The 17,335-nt window shown below is 74.6% G+C and carries 15 protein-coding genes; 6 read left to right on the top strand and 9 right to left on the bottom strand.

Translation table 11 applies throughout. The annotated features are described in order from the left end of the window. The first annotated feature begins 244 nt into the window (after nucleotides 1-244). Both OG294_RS09335 and OG294_RS09340 read left to right on the top strand, forming a co-directional pair. Nucleotides 245-1,414 (top strand): exonuclease SbcCD subunit D, encoded by a 1,170-nt coding sequence (locus tag OG294_RS09335; RefSeq protein ID WP_327065980.1) that lies wholly within the window; start codon nucleotides 245-247, stop codon nucleotides 1,412-1,414. Next, nucleotides 1,411-4,572 carry an SMC family ATPase gene (locus tag OG294_RS09340; RefSeq protein ID WP_327065981.1) on the top strand — a complete coding sequence of 1,054 codons (3,162 nt, stop codon included), beginning with the start codon at nucleotides 1,411-1,413 and terminating at the stop codon, nucleotides 4,570-4,572. Before OG294_RS09335 ends, OG294_RS09340 begins: the two co-directional genes overlap by 4 nt. 13 nt (nucleotides 4,573-4,585) lie before the next feature. Here the strand turns inward: OG294_RS09340 and OG294_RS09345 are convergent, their stop codons facing one another. The 3 genes from OG294_RS09345 to OG294_RS09355 form a co-directional block, all read right to left on the bottom strand. After that, nucleotides 4,586-4,795, bottom strand: coding sequence for a hypothetical protein (locus OG294_RS09345; protein WP_442789127.1), 210 nt, complete (start codon nucleotides 4,793-4,795; stop codon nucleotides 4,586-4,588). A 15-nt stretch (nucleotides 4,796-4,810) separates the two neighbouring features. Beyond that, complete coding sequence (locus tag OG294_RS09350) at nucleotides 4,811-5,233, bottom strand: YjbQ family protein (RefSeq protein ID WP_327065983.1); 423 nt, start codon at nucleotides 5,231-5,233, stop codon at nucleotides 4,811-4,813. A 112-nt stretch (nucleotides 5,234-5,345) separates the two neighbouring features. Continuing rightward, a complete protein-coding gene (locus OG294_RS09355) occupies nucleotides 5,346-5,612 on the bottom strand; it encodes a hypothetical protein (RefSeq protein ID WP_327065984.1) in 267 nt (88 codons plus the stop codon). Between the two features lie 617 nt (nucleotides 5,613-6,229). Here OG294_RS09355 and OG294_RS09360 point away from each other — a divergent pair. Then, nucleotides 6,230-7,291 (top strand): glycosyltransferase family 2 protein, encoded by a 1,062-nt coding sequence (locus OG294_RS09360; RefSeq protein ID WP_327065985.1) that lies wholly within the window; start codon nucleotides 6,230-6,232, stop codon nucleotides 7,289-7,291. A gap of 126 nt (nucleotides 7,292-7,417) precedes the next feature. Beyond that, nucleotides 7,418-8,086 (top strand): lysophospholipid acyltransferase family protein, encoded by a 669-nt coding sequence (locus OG294_RS09365; RefSeq protein ID WP_327065986.1) that lies wholly within the window; start codon nucleotides 7,418-7,420, stop codon nucleotides 8,084-8,086. On the opposite strand, the gene OG294_RS09370 is transcribed toward OG294_RS09365, so the two are convergent. From OG294_RS09370 to OG294_RS09395, 6 genes are all read right to left on the bottom strand, one after another. Next, nucleotides 8,059-9,927 carry an ABC transporter ATP-binding protein gene (locus OG294_RS09370; RefSeq protein ID WP_327065987.1) on the bottom strand — a complete coding sequence of 623 codons (1,869 nt, stop codon included), beginning with the start codon at nucleotides 9,925-9,927 and terminating at the stop codon, nucleotides 8,059-8,061. The genes OG294_RS09365 and OG294_RS09370 overlap by 28 nt on opposite strands. A gap of 112 nt (nucleotides 9,928-10,039) precedes the next feature. After that, nucleotides 10,040-10,813, bottom strand: coding sequence for an SDR family NAD(P)-dependent oxidoreductase (locus OG294_RS09375; protein WP_327065988.1), 774 nt, complete (start codon nucleotides 10,811-10,813; stop codon nucleotides 10,040-10,042). A gap of 117 nt (nucleotides 10,814-10,930) precedes the next feature. Next, on the bottom strand, nucleotides 10,931-11,980 hold the full coding sequence (locus OG294_RS09380) for a glycosyltransferase family 2 protein (RefSeq protein WP_327065989.1): 1,050 nt from the start codon (nucleotides 11,978-11,980) through the stop codon (nucleotides 10,931-10,933). 89 nt (nucleotides 11,981-12,069) lie between these two features. Beyond that, nucleotides 12,070-12,960, bottom strand: a complete 891-nt coding sequence (locus tag OG294_RS09385; protein WP_327065990.1) for an SDR family oxidoreductase — start codon at nucleotides 12,958-12,960, stop codon at nucleotides 12,070-12,072. Continuing rightward, nucleotides 12,957-13,877 carry an alpha/beta fold hydrolase gene (locus OG294_RS09390; RefSeq protein ID WP_327065991.1) on the bottom strand — a complete coding sequence of 307 codons (921 nt, stop codon included), beginning with the start codon at nucleotides 13,875-13,877 and terminating at the stop codon, nucleotides 12,957-12,959. The genes OG294_RS09385 and OG294_RS09390 overlap by 4 nt, the downstream gene beginning before the upstream one ends. Then, entirely contained in the window at nucleotides 13,874-15,436 is a 1,563-nt protein-coding gene (locus OG294_RS09395) for a flavin-containing monooxygenase (RefSeq protein WP_327065992.1), read from the bottom strand. The genes OG294_RS09390 and OG294_RS09395 overlap by 4 nt, the downstream gene beginning before the upstream one ends. Nucleotides 15,437-15,587: 151 nt before the next feature. On the opposite strand from OG294_RS09395, the gene OG294_RS09400 reads away from it, so the two are divergent. After that, nucleotides 15,588-16,343 (top strand): MerR family transcriptional regulator, encoded by a 756-nt coding sequence (locus tag OG294_RS09400; RefSeq protein WP_327065993.1) that lies wholly within the window; start codon nucleotides 15,588-15,590, stop codon nucleotides 16,341-16,343. Nucleotides 16,344-16,525: 182 nt separating this feature from the next. After that, nucleotides 16,526-17,329 carry an inositol monophosphatase family protein gene (locus OG294_RS09405; protein WP_327071484.1) on the top strand — a complete coding sequence of 268 codons (804 nt, stop codon included), beginning with the start codon at nucleotides 16,526-16,528 and terminating at the stop codon, nucleotides 17,327-17,329. Nucleotides 17,330-17,335: the final 6 nt, after the last annotated feature.

Raw genomic sequence — 17,335 nt, forward strand, 5'->3', positions numbered from 1 at the left:
GCCCGCCGGGCCGGTGGTCGTGGTGCGCTGGCCGGCACCGGCGCGGGGATCAAGGGGCCGCGCGGGGTCCGACCTGTTGATCTTCCCCGAACAGGAGGTCGATGAACAGCCCTCACGCCCGCTTGGGGCACCTCCGCCCACCGCCTGTCCCAGGTCGCAGGGCGGGAGCGCCGGAACGCTCCCGGGACCAGTGTGCCGAAAGAGTGGCCGTGGTTTGTCGGCGCCGCCCGCTAGGGTCGACGGCATGCGTCTGCTGCATACCTCCGACTGGCACCTGGGCCGCTCCTTCCATCGGGAGAACCTGCACGAGGCCCAACGCGCCTTCCTCGACCACCTGGTGGCGGTGGTCCGGGCGCACGAGGTCGAGGCCGTGCTGGTCGCGGGCGATGTCTACGACCGGGCGCTGCCCGGCCTGGACGCGGTCGCGCTCTTCGACGAGGTGCTGCACCGGCTGGCCGAGCTGGGCGTGCCCACCGTCTTCATCAGCGGCAACCACGACTCGGCCCGCCGCCTGGGCGTGGGCGCCGGCCTGATCCAGCGGGCCGGCATCCACCTGCGCACCGACCCGGACGGCTGCGGCACCCCGGTGCTGCTCGCCGACCGGCACGGCCCGGTGGCGGTCTACGGGCTGCCCTACCTGGAGCCGGCCCTGGTGCGGGAGCGGTTCGGGCTGGCCCGCGGCGGACACGCCACCGTGCTCGGCGCGGCGATGGACCAGGTCAGGGCCGATCTGGCGACCCGCCCCGCGGGCACCAGGGCGGTGGTGCTCGCGCACGCCTTCGTCACCGGCGGCGCGCCCAGCGACAGCGAGCGGGACATCGCGGTGGGCGGCGTGGCGAGCGTGCCGGCGAGCGTCTTCGACGGCGTGCACTACGCCGCGCTAGGCCACCTGCACGGCGCCCAGACCCTCGCCCCGCACCTGCGCTACAGCGGCTCGCCGCTCGCCTACTCCTTCTCCGAGGCCCGCCAGCGCAAGACCATGTGGCTGGTCGACCTGGCCGCCGACGGCGAGGTCAGCGCCGAGCGGATCGACTGCCCGGTGCCGCGCCCGCTGGCCTGCCTGCGCGGCCGGCTCGACGAGCTCCTGGAGCAGCCCGAGTACGCCGAGCACGAGCAGTCCTGGGTCCAGGTCACCCTCACCGACCCGGGCCGCCCCAGCGAGCCGATGGAACGGCTGCGCCGCCGCTTCCCGCACACCCTGCAGTTGCTCTTCGAACCGGAGGAGCAGCCCGCCGAGGCCCCCGTCTCCTACGCCGCGCGGGTGCGCGGACGCGCCGAGCTGGAGGTGGCCGAGAGCTTCGTGCGGCACGTCCGCCCGGGCGTCGAGCTGGCCGCGGCCGAGCGCTCCCTGCTGCGCGCCGGCTTCGAGCAGGTGCGGCTGGACCAGCAGGACCGGGCGGAGCTGCCCCGATGAGACTGCACCGGCTGACCGTCACCGCCTTCGGCCCGTTCGCCGGCCGCCAGCAGGTGGACTTCGACGCGCTCGCCGCCGGCGGGCTGTTCCTGCTGCGCGGCGCCACCGGCGCGGGCAAGAGCAGCGTGCTCGACGCGGTCTGCTACGCGCTCTACGGCGAGCTGCCCGGCAGTCGCCGGGCCAACCGGATGCGCAGCGACCACGCCGATCCGCACGAGCTCACCGCGGTGACGCTGGAGCTGACCCTGGGCGGGCGGCGGCTGGAGATCACCCGGCTGCCCGAGCAGCCGCGCCCCAAGAAGAAGGGCACCGGCTGGACCACCGAGAAGGCCCAGACCCTGCTGCGCGAGTGGGTCGCCGACGCCGGTCAGGGGCAGCCGGGCTGGCAGGCGGCCAGCCGCTCGCACCAGGAGACCGGCGAGGAGCTGCTGCGCCTGATCGGGATGAGCCGCGAGCAGTTCTGCCAGGTGGTGCTGCTGCCGCAGGGCGACTTCGCCCGGTTCCTCAAGGCGGACGCCACCCAGCGCGCCGAGCTGCTCGGCCGGCTCTTCGACACCGAGCGCTACCGCCGGGTGGAGTCCTGGCTGACCGAGCGCCGCCGCGAGCACGAGGCGGCCGTCCAGGCCGACCGGCGCCGGCTGCGCGAGCTGGTCGGACGCACCGAGCAGGCGGCCGGCCGCACCGCCCACCCGGCGGAGCAGTGGCTGCCCGCCGACGCCGAGCCGCACCCCGAGGACGGCACCCGGCGCCGGGCGGCCATCCCCCAGCAGTCGGCCACCGGGCAGGCGGCGGCGCGGGCCGCCGAGCCGGACCTGGCCCAGGCCGCCCTGGGCTGGGCCGCGCTGCTGCGCTGCGAGGCCGCCGAGACGCACACCGCCGCCACCGTCGCGCTCGGCACGGCCGAGGCCCGCCACCGGGACGCCGAGCAGGCGCTCGCCGCCCACCAGGAGCTGGCGGCCCGGCAGCGGCGGCACGCCGAGGCACTGCGCCGCTCCGCCGATCTGGCCCGGACGCTGGACCAGGAGAACACCGAGCAGCAACGGCTGACCCTGGCCCAGGCCGCGCTCACGGTGGAGTCCGCGCTGCGCCGCCGCTCGGCCGCCACGACGGCGCACCACCGCGCCGGGCAGGCCGCGCAGGCCGCCCGGCGCGCGCTGGCGCCGCTGTGGAGTGCGGCGGGCCAGCCGGGCGCCCCCGACACCCCCCCAAGCGCACCCCAGAGCGCGGCCGACGCCGCGGCCCCCGTCGAGCGGCTGGTCGCGGCCGAGGCCGCGACCAGCGCCGCGATCGGGCGGCTGGAGTCGGCGACCGCCGACGAGCGCCGCGCCGCCGCGCTGACCGCCGACGGGCAGCGGGAGGCCGCCGAGCTGCGCCGGGCCGAGGAGGCCGCGCAGGAGGCCGAGCGCTGGCTCGCCACCGAGCAGGCCGAGGCCGAGGAGCGCCGGCAGCGCGAGGAGACCGCCCGTGGTGCCGCCGCCCGCGCCGAGCAGCTGCGCGCCCAGCGCACCGAGGCCGAGCAGCGGCTGGCCGCCGCGCACCGGCGCGACGAGCTGCGCACCGCGACCGCCGAGGCCGAGCGCGCCCTGCTGGACCACCGGCAGCATGCGCTGGACGCCCGCGAGCACGGCCTGGAGCTGCGCCGGCGCCGCTTGGACGGGATCGCCGCGGAACTGGCCGACCGCCTGCGCGGCGGCGAGGCCTGCCTGGTCTGCGGCTCGACCGAGCACCCGGCGCCCGCCGCCCCGGCCGGTGCCCCGGTCCGGGAGGCCGACGAGCAGGCCGCCGCCGCGGCCCAGCAGCGCGCCGAGCGCGCACTCGCCGGCGCCGAGACGGAGCTGACCAGGCTCCGGGTGGCTGCCGCCGCGGCCGACGCCACGGCGGGCGAGCAGCCCGTCGCCGTGCTGGCCGGGCAGCTCGACGAGCTGACCCGGCAGCTGCGCGGCGAGCTGCAGGCCGCCGAGCAGCTGACCGTGCTGCTCCAGCAGCGCGAGCGGCTGGAGCAGCAGGAGCAGCGGTACAGCGCCCAGCTGCACGAGAGCCGCGAGCGGGTGGCGGCCGGCACCGCCCGGCTGGACGCGCTGGCCGCCGAGCGGGCCGAGCTGGCGGAGCGGGTCGCCGAGGCCCGCGGCGACGCCCCCTCGGTGGCCGCCCGCGCCGAGCGGCTGGGCCGCCTGGCGCAGGCGCTGGCCGCCGCCGTCCAGGCCGACCGGGCGGCCGAACAGGCCGCCGAGCAACTGCGCGAGGCCGAGCAGGAGCTGGCCCTGACCGCCCGCACCGCCGGCTTCGCCACGGCGGACGAGGCAGCGGCGGCCGCCCTGCCCGCCGAGCAGCTGGCGGCGCTGCGCCGACGCCTCACCGAGCGCGCGGCCGAGCGCCGCGCCGTCGCCGACGAGCTGGGCCGTCCCGAGCTGGTGGCCGCCGCCGCGCTGCCGCCGGCCGATCCCGCGCGGGCGCAGCAGGTGCTGGCCACGGCCACCGGCGCGCTGCGGACCGCTGCCGCCGCCGAGCACGCCGCCCGCGAGCGCCGCCACGAGCTGGCCGGCCTCGGCCACCGGCTGGCCGAGCTGGCCCGCGACCTGGCGCCCCGGCTGACCGCCTTCGGCGAGATCAGCCGGCTCGCCCAGCTGGCCGGCGGCACCAGCGGCGACAACCGGCTCAAGATGCGCCTGGAGTCCTACGTGCTGGCCGCGCGCCTGGAACAGGTCGCGGCAGCCGCCAGCACCCGCCTGGTCCGGATGTCGGGCGGGCGCTACACCCTGGTGCACAGCGACGAACGCGGCCCGGGCGGCCGGCGCTCCGGCCTGTCCCTGCTGGTGGTCGACGCCTGGACGGGCACCGAGCGGGACACCGCCACCCTCTCCGGCGGCGAGAGCTTCTTCGCCTCCCTCGCGCTGGCCCTGGGCCTGGCCGACGTGGTCACCGACGAGGCGGGCGGCATGCCGCTGGACACCCTCTTCATCGACGAGGGCTTCGGCACCCTGGACGAGCAGGCGCTGGAGGAGGTGATGGACGTCCTGGACGGGCTGCGCGAGCGCGACCGCGCGGTCGGCATCGTCAGCCACGTCGCCGACCTGCGCCAGCGCGTCCCCGCCCAGCTCCTGGTCCGCAAGACCCGGCACGGCTCCACCCTGCACCTCACCGGCCCGGAAGAGGGCTAGCCGACCAGGGGGCTCAGCCCGAGCAGGCCCCGCGCTGGGCCTGCTGCCAGGCGCAGCGGGCGCACAGGGTGCTGCCAGGGGTGCCCGCCGGGTACTCGGTGGCCTCGCCGCACAGCACGCAGTCCGCCCGGGGGCCGGCGCCGGGCTCGGCGGGGGCGAGCGCGCTCAGCGCGGCGTCGGCCGCGGCGGGGGCGGGACAGTAGGCGGCATCGTCGTCGGACATGCGGTCCATCCTCGCTCAGCCCAGGAAGGAGAGCCGCACCGTGCGGCGCGGGTTGTCCCCGTTGGTGTCGATCAGCACCACCGACTGCCAGACCCCGAGCGCCATCCGCCCCCCGATCACCGGCAGCGTGGCGTGCGGGGCCACCAGGCCGGGGAGCACGTGGTCGCGACCGTGGCCCGGGCTGCCGTGGCGGTGGCGCCAGCGGTCGTCGGGCGGCAGCAGGTCGCGCAGCACCGCGAGCAGGTCGTCGTCACTGCCGGCGCCGGTCTCCAGCACGGCGACACCGGCCGTGGCGTGCGGGACGAAGACGTTCAACAGCCCGTCGCGTCCGGCCGCCGCCTCGGCGAGGAAGTCCGCACAGCGCTCGGTGATGTCCAGGGCGACCTCGCGGTCGCCGGTCACAATCTCGAAGGTCCGGGTCTGGAACGTGTCGGCCATGGCGCCATCCTGCGCTGCGACACCGGTGCGGGACAACCTCCGCCTGCCCGACCGGGCACCGGAGGTCGTCCGTCGAGGCCGGACAGGCCCTGGGGCAGCCTTGGGGCAAGCCCTAGTGGCGGCTTCCGAAGAGGCTGCGCTTGAGGCGGCGCAGCGGGGCCAGCAGCAGCACCCGGGTGGTGCGGCGCGGGGCCGCGTGCGGGCTCACGCCGCGGGGCGTCAGCTCCCTTATCAGGCCGAGGGCCTCCGCGGTGTCGACCGCGGGAACGGCGGGCGCGCCGAGTACGGACAGGTGGCGCTCGATCCGCCGCCCGGTCGTGCCCACGCCGCACTGAATGGCCGGCACGCGGGGCCTGTTCCGCACTTGCAACTGTTCCATGACTATTCCCACCCCTACGAGGCGCCAGGGCCGTGAGGCGAAGACTATCCGGGAGGGACGGTCCTCACGCAACCGTCCTGGAGTTCTGCCACCGTATCGTGTGATGACAACTCACGTGGCACCAGGGACCCCTGGCTCGGTCACGACTGGGCATCGATACGGGCAAACCCGACCGAAACCCGCACGCGATCCGAGCCGCTGACGAAGCGTCAAGGCCACGGTACGTCAGCCCCGCCGTCACGAGAACCCCGCCTGCGGGGCGCCCGGGCCGCCAGGCCGCCGACGACGGCCCCCCGATCGTTCGGAAACTGAATACTTGCGGGGGATTGACGGGCTCGATCCGTCCAAGCAGTATCTGTCACAGTGGCTTCAGTCGCCATCCAGCCGACCTGAGCGTTCGACTGATGAACACAAAACATGACACGCACGACCACTGAGCCTCCAGCTCAGCTTCCACCACTTCCTGAGTCCACTGTCAGGCCTCCCCAATGGTGCGGCGGCCAGGCTTCAGGCAGTGGAGGATCGGCGGCCGGCCGTTGAGGGTCGGCCAGGCCGCCAACGGTCGCCGGTGCCGCCCGCTCCCGGCGCGGCACCGGCGCCTCTGTACAGTGGCCGACGTGCCAGTCCTCCTCAGCATCGTCGTACCCGTCCATGGCGTGGAGCGCTTCCTGCCCCGCTGCCTGGACTCGCTGCTCGACGGGCAGGAGGCCACCGACTTCGAGGTGATCGCGGTCGACGACCGCTCCCCCGACGACTGCGGCGCGATCCTCGACGCGTACGCCGCCCGCGACTCCCGCCTGCGGGTGCTGCACCTGGCCGAGAACCAGGGCCTGGGCGGCGCCCGGATCGCCGCGCTGCCCGAGGCGCGCGGCGAGTACCTCTGGTGCGTGGACAGCGACGACTGGCTCCCCGAGGGCGCCCTCACCGCCGTGCTGGCCGAGCTGCGGGCCGAACGCGAGCGCGCGGCGGCCGGCGGCACCCCGCTGGACGTGCTGATCACCGGCTTCAGCCACGTCTACCCCGACGACAGCACCGAGCCCAACCCCTGGCGCCACCTGCTGGCGGGCTCCCCGCTGGAGAGCGCCGAGGGCTGCACGCTGCGCGAGCACCGGACGCTGCTGCGCACCGTGCTCTCGGTCTGGAACAAGGTCTTCCGCCGCGCCTTCCTGGACGGCCTGCAGGTCTCCTTCGGGCGCGGCTTCTACGAGGACATCTCGGTCACCTACCCGGCCCTGCTGACCGCCGGCCGGCTGCGCTACCTCGACCGCTCCTGCTACAACTACCGCCGCGGCCGGCCCGGCGCGATCACCGCCACCTCCTCCGCCAAGCACGCCGACGCCTTCGCCCAGTACGACGCGATCTTCGCCTTCCTGGACCGCCACCCGGAGGCGGACGACCTGCGCACCCTGGTCTTCGAGCGGACCGTCAAGCAGGCGCTGACCATCTACGACACCCCGGGGCTGGTCCCCGCCGAGCTGCGCCGCGACTTCTTCGGCCGGATCGCCGCACACTTCGCCGCCCACCGCCCGGCCGGCTACCGCTACCCCGGCGGGGTGGGCGGCCTGCAGTACCGGCTGGCGGCCCGCGACTCCTGGCGCGGCTACGACGAGCTGCGCCGCGCCGCCCGGCTGCCCCGCACCCTCAAAGCCGGCGTGCGCAAGGGCCTCGGCGCGCGGTAGCGCACGCCCCGGGGCTCCCTGCTCGACTGTGGCCTCCGGTCGTACTGATGGTATGAAAGGTCATTCCAGAACGTTCGCCAGCCGGGAGAATCGAGCTACGCGGGCCCGGCGCCCCGGGGAGGGTCCATGATCAAGATCATCACCAAGCTGGTGCTCAAGCCGCTGGCGAAGGCGCTCTACCGGCCGGTCATCGAGGGTCTTGACCAGGTACCGCGCAAGGGCGGGGTGATCCTGGCGATCAACCACCTGTCGTTCATCGACAGCGTGGTGATCCCGCTGACCGCCCCGCGGCCGATCAGCTTCCTGGCGAAGGCCGAGTACTTCACGGGCACCGGCTTCAAGGGGCGGCTCTCCCGCTCGTTCTTCCACGCCATCGACGCCGTCCCGGTCCAGCGCGGCGAGGCCCACCTGGCGCAGGCCGCGCTCAACGCAGCCCTGGAGATCCTCGAGGAGGGCCGGGCCTTCGGCATCTACCCCGAGGGCACCCGCTCGCTGGACGGCCGGCTCTACCGGGGCAAGACCGGCGTGGCCTGGCTGGCGCTGACCGCGGGCGTGCCGGTGGTGCCGGTGGCGCTGGCGGGCACCGAGAAGATCCTGCCGGTGGGCAAGCGCCGGCCCCGGCTGCGCAAGGTGACGGTGAAGTTCGGCGAGCCGCTGGACTTCGCCGCCCTGCACGGCCAGGCCGGCTCGGCCCGGGTCCGCCGCCAGGTGACCGACGAGATCATGCAGGCCATCCAGCAGCTCTCCGGCCAGGAACCCGCCGAGGTCTACAACGAGGTGCCGAAGGCCGCCTGAAGCTCCGGCTCGACCGCCGCCACTCCGGCGGCCCCGGCCGCATCAGTGGGCGCCTCGCGGCGCAGCAGCGCGGCGTAGCGGCCGTCCAGCGCGACCAGCTCCTCGTGGGTGCCGAGCTCGACGACCCGGCCGTGGTCCAGCACCGCGATCTGGTCGGCCCGGCGCACGGTGGAGAGCCGGTGCGCGATGGTGATCGTGGTGCGGCCCGCCGCCAGGGCGTCGATCGCCTGCTGCACGGCCTGCTCGGTCTGGTTGTCCAGCGCGCTGGTGGCCTCGTCCAGGATCAGCACCGGCGGGTTGCGCAGGACGGTCCGGGCGATCGCCAGGCGCTGCTTCTCGCCGCCGGAGAAGCGGTAGCCGCGCTCGCCGACCAGGGTGTCGTAGCCGTCCGGCAGGCCCGCGATGTGGTCGTGGATCTGGGCCGCCCGGGCGGCCTCGACCAGCTCCTCGTCGGTGGCCTCGGGCTTGGCGAAGCGCAGGTTCTCGGCGACCGAGGCGTGGAAGAGGTAGGTCTCCTGGGAGACCACGCCGACCGTCGCCGACAGCGTCTCGAAGGCCAGCTCGCGCACGTCCACGCCGTCGATGGCGACCCGGCCGCCGGTGACGTCGTAGAGCCGGGGCACCAGGTAGCTGAGCGAGGTCTTGCCCGAGCCGGTCTCCCCGACCAGCGCCAGCGAGGTGCCGGCCGGCACCGTCAGGTCGATGTCGGCCAGCGTTCCGGCCGGGCGCTCGGGGTCGTAGCCGAAGTCCACGTGCTCGAAGCGCACCTCGCCGCGCACCTCGGGCAGGCGCACCGGGTCGGCCGGCTCGTCGATCTCCACCGGCAGGTCGAGGTACTCGAAGATCCGCTGGAACAGCGCGAGCGAGGTCTGCACGTCCACGCCGGTGGAGAGCAGCTGGACGGACGGGCGGAAGAGCGCCTGCTGCAGGGTCACGAAGGCGACCAGGGTGCCGATCGAGACGATCGGCGCCCCGCCGCCGGCGGTCAGGCCGGCCGCCCAGTAGATCACCGCGGGCATCGCGGACATCACGATCTGGATCACGTTCATCCGCCAGCGCCCGGCCATGCTGGAGCGCACCTCCAGCTCGGCCAGCTCGTCGCTCTGCCGGGTGAAGTCCCGGGCCAGCGAGTCGGCGCGGCCCATGGTGCGGCCGAGCAGGATGCCGCTGACCGAGAGCGACTCCTGCACGGCGGAGGAGAGCCTGGCGAGCTGCCGCTGGCGCTCGGTGGTGATCCGGCGGCGCTCGTTGCCCACCCGGCGGCTGATCCAGACGAAGAGCGGGAGCAGCAGCAGCGAGACCACGGTCAGCCGCCAGTCGAGCGCGACCATGGCGACCACGGTGGCCACCACGCTGGTCAGGTTGGAGACCAGCGAGGTGGCGGTGGAGGTGACGGTGGACTGCATGCCGCCGATGTCGTTGGCGATCCTGGACTGCACCTCGCCGGTGCGGGTGCGGGTGAAGAAGGCCAGCGACATCCGCTGCAGGTGGCTGTAGACGCCGGTGCGCAGGTCGTGCATGACCCGCTGGCCGACCGTGGTGGAGATCAGCGTCTGCAGCACGTTGAAGACGCTGTTGACCACGGCGGCGGCGATCATGCCGAGCGCCAGCAGGCTCAGCAGCCCGGTGCGGCCCTGCGGGATCGCCACGTCGAGCACGGCGCGCAGCAGGAACGGGGTGGCCACCGAGACCACGGCCGAGGCCGCGACCAGCAGCCCGACCACGGCCAGGCGTCCGCGGTAGGGGCGGAACAGCGCCAGGATCCGGCGCAGCTGCGCCGGCGGGCGCGGCTGGTCCGGATCGCGGGTGGGCGGCGTCCAGTCGATTCTGTCGGGCCTCATGGAACCTCCAAGCGGAAGGCGACATGGCGAGGATAGCTCATTGTTAGGTGAGCTAATAATGAGCTATCCCCGAAAACCAGTGGCGCACCGCCCGCATTCCGTGCGCCCCGGATCAGTCCGTGCCGTAGCTGCGCGCCGCCTTGGTGGAGATCCCGCCGAAGCGGCCGGCCGGCAGGATCCGGGCCAGGGCCACCACGGCCTTGTAGCGCTTGCTCGGCACCGACAGGGTCCGCCCCCGGGCCAGGTCGCGCAACGCCTCGTCCACCACCCGCTCCGCGGACAGCCAGCCCCAGGCCGGCACGTTCTTGGTGCCCATCCCGGCCCGCTGGTGGAACTCGGTGCGGGTGAAGCCGGGGCACAGCGCCAGCAGCCGCACACCGCTGCCGGCCAGGTCGCGCGCCACGCCCTGGGTGAAGTTGACCATCCAGGCCTTGCTCGCCCCGTAGGTGCCGCGGGGCACGAAGGCCGCCACCGAGGCGACGTTCACCACCCCGCCGAAGCCGCGCTCGCGCATCCCGGGCAGCGCCGCGCTGGTCAGCCGCAGCACCGCCTCGATGTGCACCTTGACCATCTCCAGCTCCTGCTCCAGCGGGACGCTCAGGTAGCTGCCGCGGTTGCCGAAGCCGGCGTTGTTGACCAGGATGCCGACCGGCCGCTCGCCGTCCGAGAGGCGCTGCTCGACCGCGCCGATCCCCTCCTCGGTGGCCAGGTCGGCGGTGAGCACCTCGGCGTGCACGCCGAAGCGGGACTCCAGCTCCGCGGCGGCCTCGGTCAGCCGCTTGGTGTCGCGGGCGACCAGCACCAGGTCGTGGCCGTCCTTGGCCAGGCGGCGGGCGAAGGCGGCACCGATTCCGGCGGTCGCGCCGGTGATGAGGGCAGTTGTCATGGCGCGACCGTAGCGGGTCGCGCCGCTGATGGGCAGTCAGGGTCCGTGCCCGACGGTCCAGCGGGGCCCGGGCCGTCCGCCCCGGACGGTCAGGCCCGAGTCTTCAGCCCCGAACCGTCAGCCCCGGGCCGCGGCCGCGCGGGCCTTGAGCCGGGTCACCCGGCGCCGGTAGGCGCGGTGCACCCGCTGCAGCGCGACGAACTCCTCCATCCGGTTCGCCAGCGTCAGCTGGTACTTGACCCGCAGCGGGGCGCGCAGCGCGCGCAGCCGGTCGGTGCCGATCAGCCGCAGCAGCCGGCTGACGTGCTCCTGGTAGACCGCGCGGTAGGCCCGGTCGCCGTCCGGCACCCACCAGAAGAACATCGGGATCTCCTCGACCAGGCAGTTCTGGTCGTAGGAGCGCAGGTACTCGCGGAACTTCGGCTCGGGGCGGGCCAGCAGCCACTCGCGGACCAGCTCCATCGAGCGGACCCGGTCGGCCAGCCCGCGGGGGTTGGTGCGCCCCTGGGTGATCGACGGATCGTCCAGCTCGCGCTCGCGCCAGTGGTAGATGTGGTCGGCGAGCACGTCCACGCTGACCGCGAGGTAGTGGTGCGGCACGCTGACCGGGGCGTCCTCGTAGAGGATGCCCTCGGGGTAGCGGATGCCGGCCGCGTCGAAGAAGCCGCGCCGGTAGACCTTGTTCCACGCGGTGCGGTCGGTGACCAGCGCCGGGAGCTCGGTCACGTGGGTCTTGAGGCGGGTCTGCCGGAACGGCTTGACGTGCGCGTTCGACTGGTAGGAGCCGGTCGAGCGGAACCGCAGCACGTTGCCGGCCACGAAGTCCGAGCCGGTCTGCTCCAGCGTGCTGATCATCAGCTGGTAGGCGCCGGGCGGCAGGCTGTCGTCGCTGTCCACGAAGGCCAGGAACTCGGTGCCCTCGGTCAGGTTGCGCCAGCCGGTGTTGCGGGCCGCGCCGAGGCCCTTGTTCTGCTGGCGGACCAGCCGGAACCGCGCGTCCTCGGCGGCGAACGCCTCGGCGATCGCCGCACTGGAGTCGGTCGAGCCGTCGTCCACCATGACGCACTCGAAGTCGCGGAACGTCTGGGCGGCGATCGAGTCGAGGCACTCCTGGAGGTAGCGCTCGACGTTGTAGATCGGGACGACGACGGACAGGCGGGGGGCCATCGGCTACGCGGGCCTTTCGATCAGGGGTGTGCCCAGATCCTACCGTCCGGCCCGTCGCCTCCTCCCCCGCCCACCGTCGCCGACAGGAGCTACCCCCGCACGCTGCGCGAGGCCTCGTCGGCCGCCCCGCCCGCGCCGACCGGGCGCAGCCGGGCCGCGGCGGTGGCCGCCAGCCGGGGCGCGAGGCGGGCCACCTCGCGGGAGCCGACCGCGGCGACCAGCGGCGGCAGCAGCCAGCGGACCGGCTGCATGCCGCGCAGCCAGGCCTGGGCGTAGACGTGCGCCGAGCGGCGGGCGATGCCGGCCACCAGCCGGTCCACGGCCGGCTCGATCGGGTAGGTGCGGTTGGCCGGCCAGGGCAGCTTGGCCCGCATCTCGCGCAGCACGTCGTCCTGGTCGGCCCCGCGCACCATGTCGGTGTCGGTCCAGCTCAGGTAGCCGACCCCGACCCGCACCTGCTGGTACGCGACCTCGGCGCGCAGCGCATGGGCGAACGCCTCGACGCCCGCCTTGCTCGCGCAGTAGGCGCTCATCAGCGGCGCGGGGGTGATCGCGGCCAGCGAGGCGATCTGCAGCAGGTAGCCCTGGCTCTCGATCAGCGCGGGCAGGAAGGCCCGCGCGGTGGTCACGCTGCCGAGCAGGTTGACCTCGATCACCCGGTTGTAGGCCGCCGGATCGCTGTCCAGCAGCGGGCCGCCGATCGCGATGCCGGCGTTGGCCACCACCGTGTCGATCCGCCCGTACCGCTCCTTGACCTGCTGGGCCACCGCGCTGAGCGCGACCAGGTCGGTGACGTCGGCCTCCCAGGCGGAGGCCTCGGGGCCGCACTGCTCGGCGACCGTCTTAAGTTCGGCCGGCTCCAGGCCGACCAGCGCCACCCGGGCGCCGCGATCGGCCAGCTTGCGGGCCATCAGCGCCCCCAGCCCCCGGGCCGCGCCGGTGACGACGACGACCTGTGCGTGCAACGGCGGAACGGTCATGCGACTTCGGTCCTCTCGCTGGTCAGATGGGTGCGCACGAGGCGGCGGAGCTCCGCGGCGACCTCGTCGGGGCGTTCGATCGGCGCCATGTGGCCGACGCCCGGCAGTTCCTGCAGGCCGTCGGGGCGGCGCAGTGCGGCGTACATGGCGTGCGCGTGCGGCGGCGGGGTGAGCTTGTCACGGCTGCCGACCATGATCGCGGTGGGCGCCTCCAGCATCGTCAGACCGGGGCGCACGTCCAGGTCGCCGAGCATCCGCGCGGCGCCCGAGCGCACCCCGGCGGGGCAGGCGTGCACGATCTCGGCGCAGGCGGCGACCTGTGCGGCGGTCGCGCCCGGGCCCATCGTGCCCTGCTTGAGCAGCGCCTTGGAGAGCGCGCTGACCGGCCCCATCGGCAGGGCGGACTGCAGCACGTGCCGGTGCAGCGCCCGGCGCAGCGCGGGCGGGCGGACGAAGGGCGGCAGCACCCGCAGGTGGTCGGTGAGGTCGCTCGCGCCGGTGCTGCACAGCAGCACCGCCGCCGTCCGCGCGGCCACCGCGCGGCGCCCGCCGGCCGCCATGACGGTCATCCCGCCCATGCTGTGGCCGGCCAGCACGGCCCGCCGGCCCTCGGGGACGAGCCGGGTGACCACGGCCTGCAGGTCCTCGGCGAGCGCTCTGGTGCTGTAGCCGGCTCTGCCGACCGGGATGTCGCTGCGGCCGTGGCCGCGCTGATCGTAGGCGATCACCTGGTGCTCGGCGGCCAGCCGGTGCACCACCGGGGCCCAGAAGGCGGTGTTGCAGGTCCAGCCGTGCACCAGCACCACGATCGGCGCCCCGGACGGGCCGAAGGTCTCGGCGTTCAGCCAGCTGCCGTCGGCGGAGCGCACCCGCAGCCGCTGCACCGGCTCGGGCAGGACGAATTCGGACCGGCTCACGCGCGGACCTCCTCGGCGTCGGCGTCGGCGTCGGCAGCGGCGGTGGCGGGCAGCCGGCGCTTGATCAGCTCGTACTCGGCCAGATCGACGCGGCGGGTGGCGCGGCGGAAGGCGCCGGTGGAGCCGGGCCAGAGCGTGGTGTTCTTGCCGTCCTCGGTCAGGTACCAGCTGCGGCAGCCGCCGGTGGTCCACACCGTGCGCGACATCCGGTGCTGGAGCCGCTGGTTCCAGTGCCGCTGGGCCCGCTCGGTGGGCTGCAGGGCCGTGGCGCCCACCGAGCGCAGTGTGGTCAGCGCGTCGACGAGGTAGTTCAGCTGCGACTCGATCATCAGGATCATCGAGCTGTTGCCCAGGCCCGTGTTGGGGCCGATCACGAAGAAGAGGTTGGGGAAGCCGCGCACGGTGGAGCCGCGCAGCGCCTCCATGCCCTCCTTCCACACCTCGGCCAGGCTGCGCCCGTCGGCGCCGAAGACCCGGGCGCCGATCGGCATGTCGGTGACGTGGAAGCCGGTGCCGAAGATGATCACGTCGGCCTGGTGCTCGCTGCCGTCGGCGGCCACCAGGGTCGAGCCGCGCACCTCGCGCAGCCCCGCGGTCACCTCGCTGTTGGGTGCGGCCAGCGCCGGGTAGTAGGTCTGGCTGAGCAGGATCCGCTTGCAGCCGATCCGGTAGTCGGGGGTGAGCCTGGCCCGCAGCGCGGGGTCGCCGACCTGCTGGGCCAGGTGCCGCAGGGCGAGCTTCTGGACCAGCTTCAGCGTGCCAGGGCGGCGCACGAAGGCGTCCACCTGCAGCTCGCGGACCGCGAACAGCGCCGCCCGGCGCAGCGCGGTGGTGGCCGGCACCGCGCGGTGCAACCGCTTCTCCAGGGCGCTGATCTCCCGGTCCAGCTTCGGCAGCACCCAGCCGGGGGTGCGCTGGAAGAGCGTGAGGCGGGCCGCCTTCGGCTGGATCTCGGGCACGATCTGGACCGCCGAGGCGCCGGTGCCGACCACCGCGACCCGCTTGCCGGCGAGGTCCAGCCCGTGGTCCCACTGCGAGGAGTGGAAGACCTGCCCGGGGAAGGCGTCCAGGCCCGGCAGCTCGGGGATCTGCGGGTCGGAGAGCGGGCCGGTGGCGGAGACCAGCGCGTCGGCGGTCCACTCCCCGCCGGTGGTGGTGATCCGCCAGCGGGTGTGCGCGCTCTCCCAGCGGGCCTCGGTGACCTCGTGGTGGAAGCGCAGGTGCGGGCGCAGGCCGAAGGTGTCGGTGACCTGCTCCAGGTAGGCGCGGATGTCGCCCTGGCCGGAGAAGCTGCGCGGCCAGTCGGGGTTGAGCGCGAAGGAGAAGGAGTAGAGGTGCGAGGGCACGTCGCAGGCGCAGCCGGGGTAGCTGTTGTCCCGCCAGGTGCCGCCGACCGAGCCGGCGCGCTCCAGGATCACGAAGTCGGTGATCCCGGCGCGGCGCAGCCGGACGCCGGCGCCGATGCCGCCGAAGCCCGAGCCGATCACGGCGACGGCGACATGCTGGGTGGCGTCGGGCGCCTTGGGCCGGGTGCGTTGCGCGGACTTGCTGGCAGCCATGCGGCGAGTCCTCTCTGGGGGACGCCTAAGCGTATGAGGATCAATCGCGCCAGTGATTACTGGCATGATTGGCAGGGTAGCTGTTGACAGCGTGTCTAGGAAGACGTCCGACCGCGCCGGTTCCGCCGTCCCCGCGCCCTATGCTGACGGCGTGGCGGAGATCGAGAACGAAGCGGCCGGCCCGCGCGAGTACCGGGTGGCGGAGCTGGCCGCAGCCGCCGGCATCACCACCCGCACGCTGCGCTTCTACCGCGAGCGCAAACTGCTGCCGCCGCCGCGCCGGGAGGGCCGGATCGCCTGGTACGGCGAGGCGCACCTGGCCCGGCTACGGGTGATCGCCGAGCTCCTGGAGCGCGGCCACACCCTGGGCGGCATCGCGGAGCTGATCGGCGCGGGCGAGAGCGGGCGGGACGTCGCGGAGCTGATCGGCCTGGCGGCGGCCATCATCTCCCCCTGGTCGGACGAGACCCCGGTCTCGCTCGACTGGGACGAGCTGCGCACGGCCTTCGGCGACCAGCTCACCGAGGCCAACACCGCCGAGTCGCTGGCCCAGGGCTACATCACCGTCTCCGAGGACGGCATCACCCACGTCAGCCGCCGCCTGATGGACGCCACCACCGCGCTGATCGCCGAGGGCATCCCGCTGGCCGCGGTGCTGGACGCCAGCCGCAAGGCGCAGGAGTACGCGGACGCGGTGGCCGAGGTCTTCGTCGGCCTGATCCGCGATCAGCTGCTCGGCGCGCTCGCCGGCGAGGAGCCGCTGCCGCCCGGCGAGGCCGCCCACCTCACCGAGGCGCTGACCCGGATCCGCCCGCTGGCCCGCACCGTCGCGGACGCCCAGTTCGGCCTGGCCCTGGACCGCCGGGTGCACGCCGAGTACGACGAGGTGCTGCGCCGCCGCCGCTGACCTCAGAGGTCCCAGCTGCGGGCCGCCGCCCAGCGCTCCATGGTGTGCCAGTCCACCACCGGCTGACCGCAGCACCACCGCCGCCCCTCGGACGGCCCGGGTCCACTCCCTGGTCGGCGCAGGTCGGATCGGTGCGGGCGTGCGAGAGTGGTCCCGAGTGAAGGGAGCGCACCGGCGTGCTGATGGAGAAGGTGGCCGAGATCCTCACCGAGGCCGCGGCCCAGGCCGTCGAGCCGCGCTTCCGGGCGCTGGCGGCCGGCGAGGTGATGGAGAAGGCCCCCGGCGACGTGGTGACCATCGCCGACCGGGAGGCCGAGGCGATCATCACCCGTCGGCTGCAGGAGCTGCTGCCGCTGCCGGTGGTCGGCGAGGAGGCGGTGGCCGCCGACCCCGCGCTCGCCCTGGCGCTGCACAACGAGCCCGCCTGCTGGCTGGTCGACCCGGTCGACGGCACCGCCAACTTCGTCGCCGGGCGGCCGGACTTCGCTGTGATGGCCTCGCTGGTGCGCGACGGCCAGGCGGTGGCTGCCTGGATCTGGCAGCCGATGACCCGCACCGCCTACGCCGCCGAGCTGGGCGCCGGCGCCTGGCGCGACGGGCACCGGCTGACCCGGGCCCCGGCACCCGCCGACCCCGCCCGCTGGCGCGGCTCGGTCAAGCCCTACCTGCGCCGCCCGGAGCACTTCCCCGGCCTCGCCCCCGACTCCAGCGCCTTCGGCGAGCTGACCCCGGGGCGGCGCGCGGCGGGCATGGAGTACCCGCTGCTCGCCGACGGCGCGTTGGACTTCCTGCTGTACTGGCGCACCCTCCCCTGGGACCACGCCCCCGGCTCGCTGCTGGTGCGCGAGGCCGGCGGCGTCTCGGCCCGGCTGGACGGCACCCCCTACCGCGCCGACCCGCCGGGCGGCGCGGACGGACTGCTGGTCGCCTGCGACCCGCAGACCTGGGAGCGCACCCGGGCGCTCCTGCTCGGTCTGGAGAGCTGAGCCCGG

This window comes from Kitasatospora sp. NBC_01302 (genome assembly GCF_035976515.1).
In the GTDB taxonomy this organism is placed as follows: domain Bacteria; phylum Actinomycetota; class Actinomycetes; order Streptomycetales; family Streptomycetaceae; genus Kitasatospora.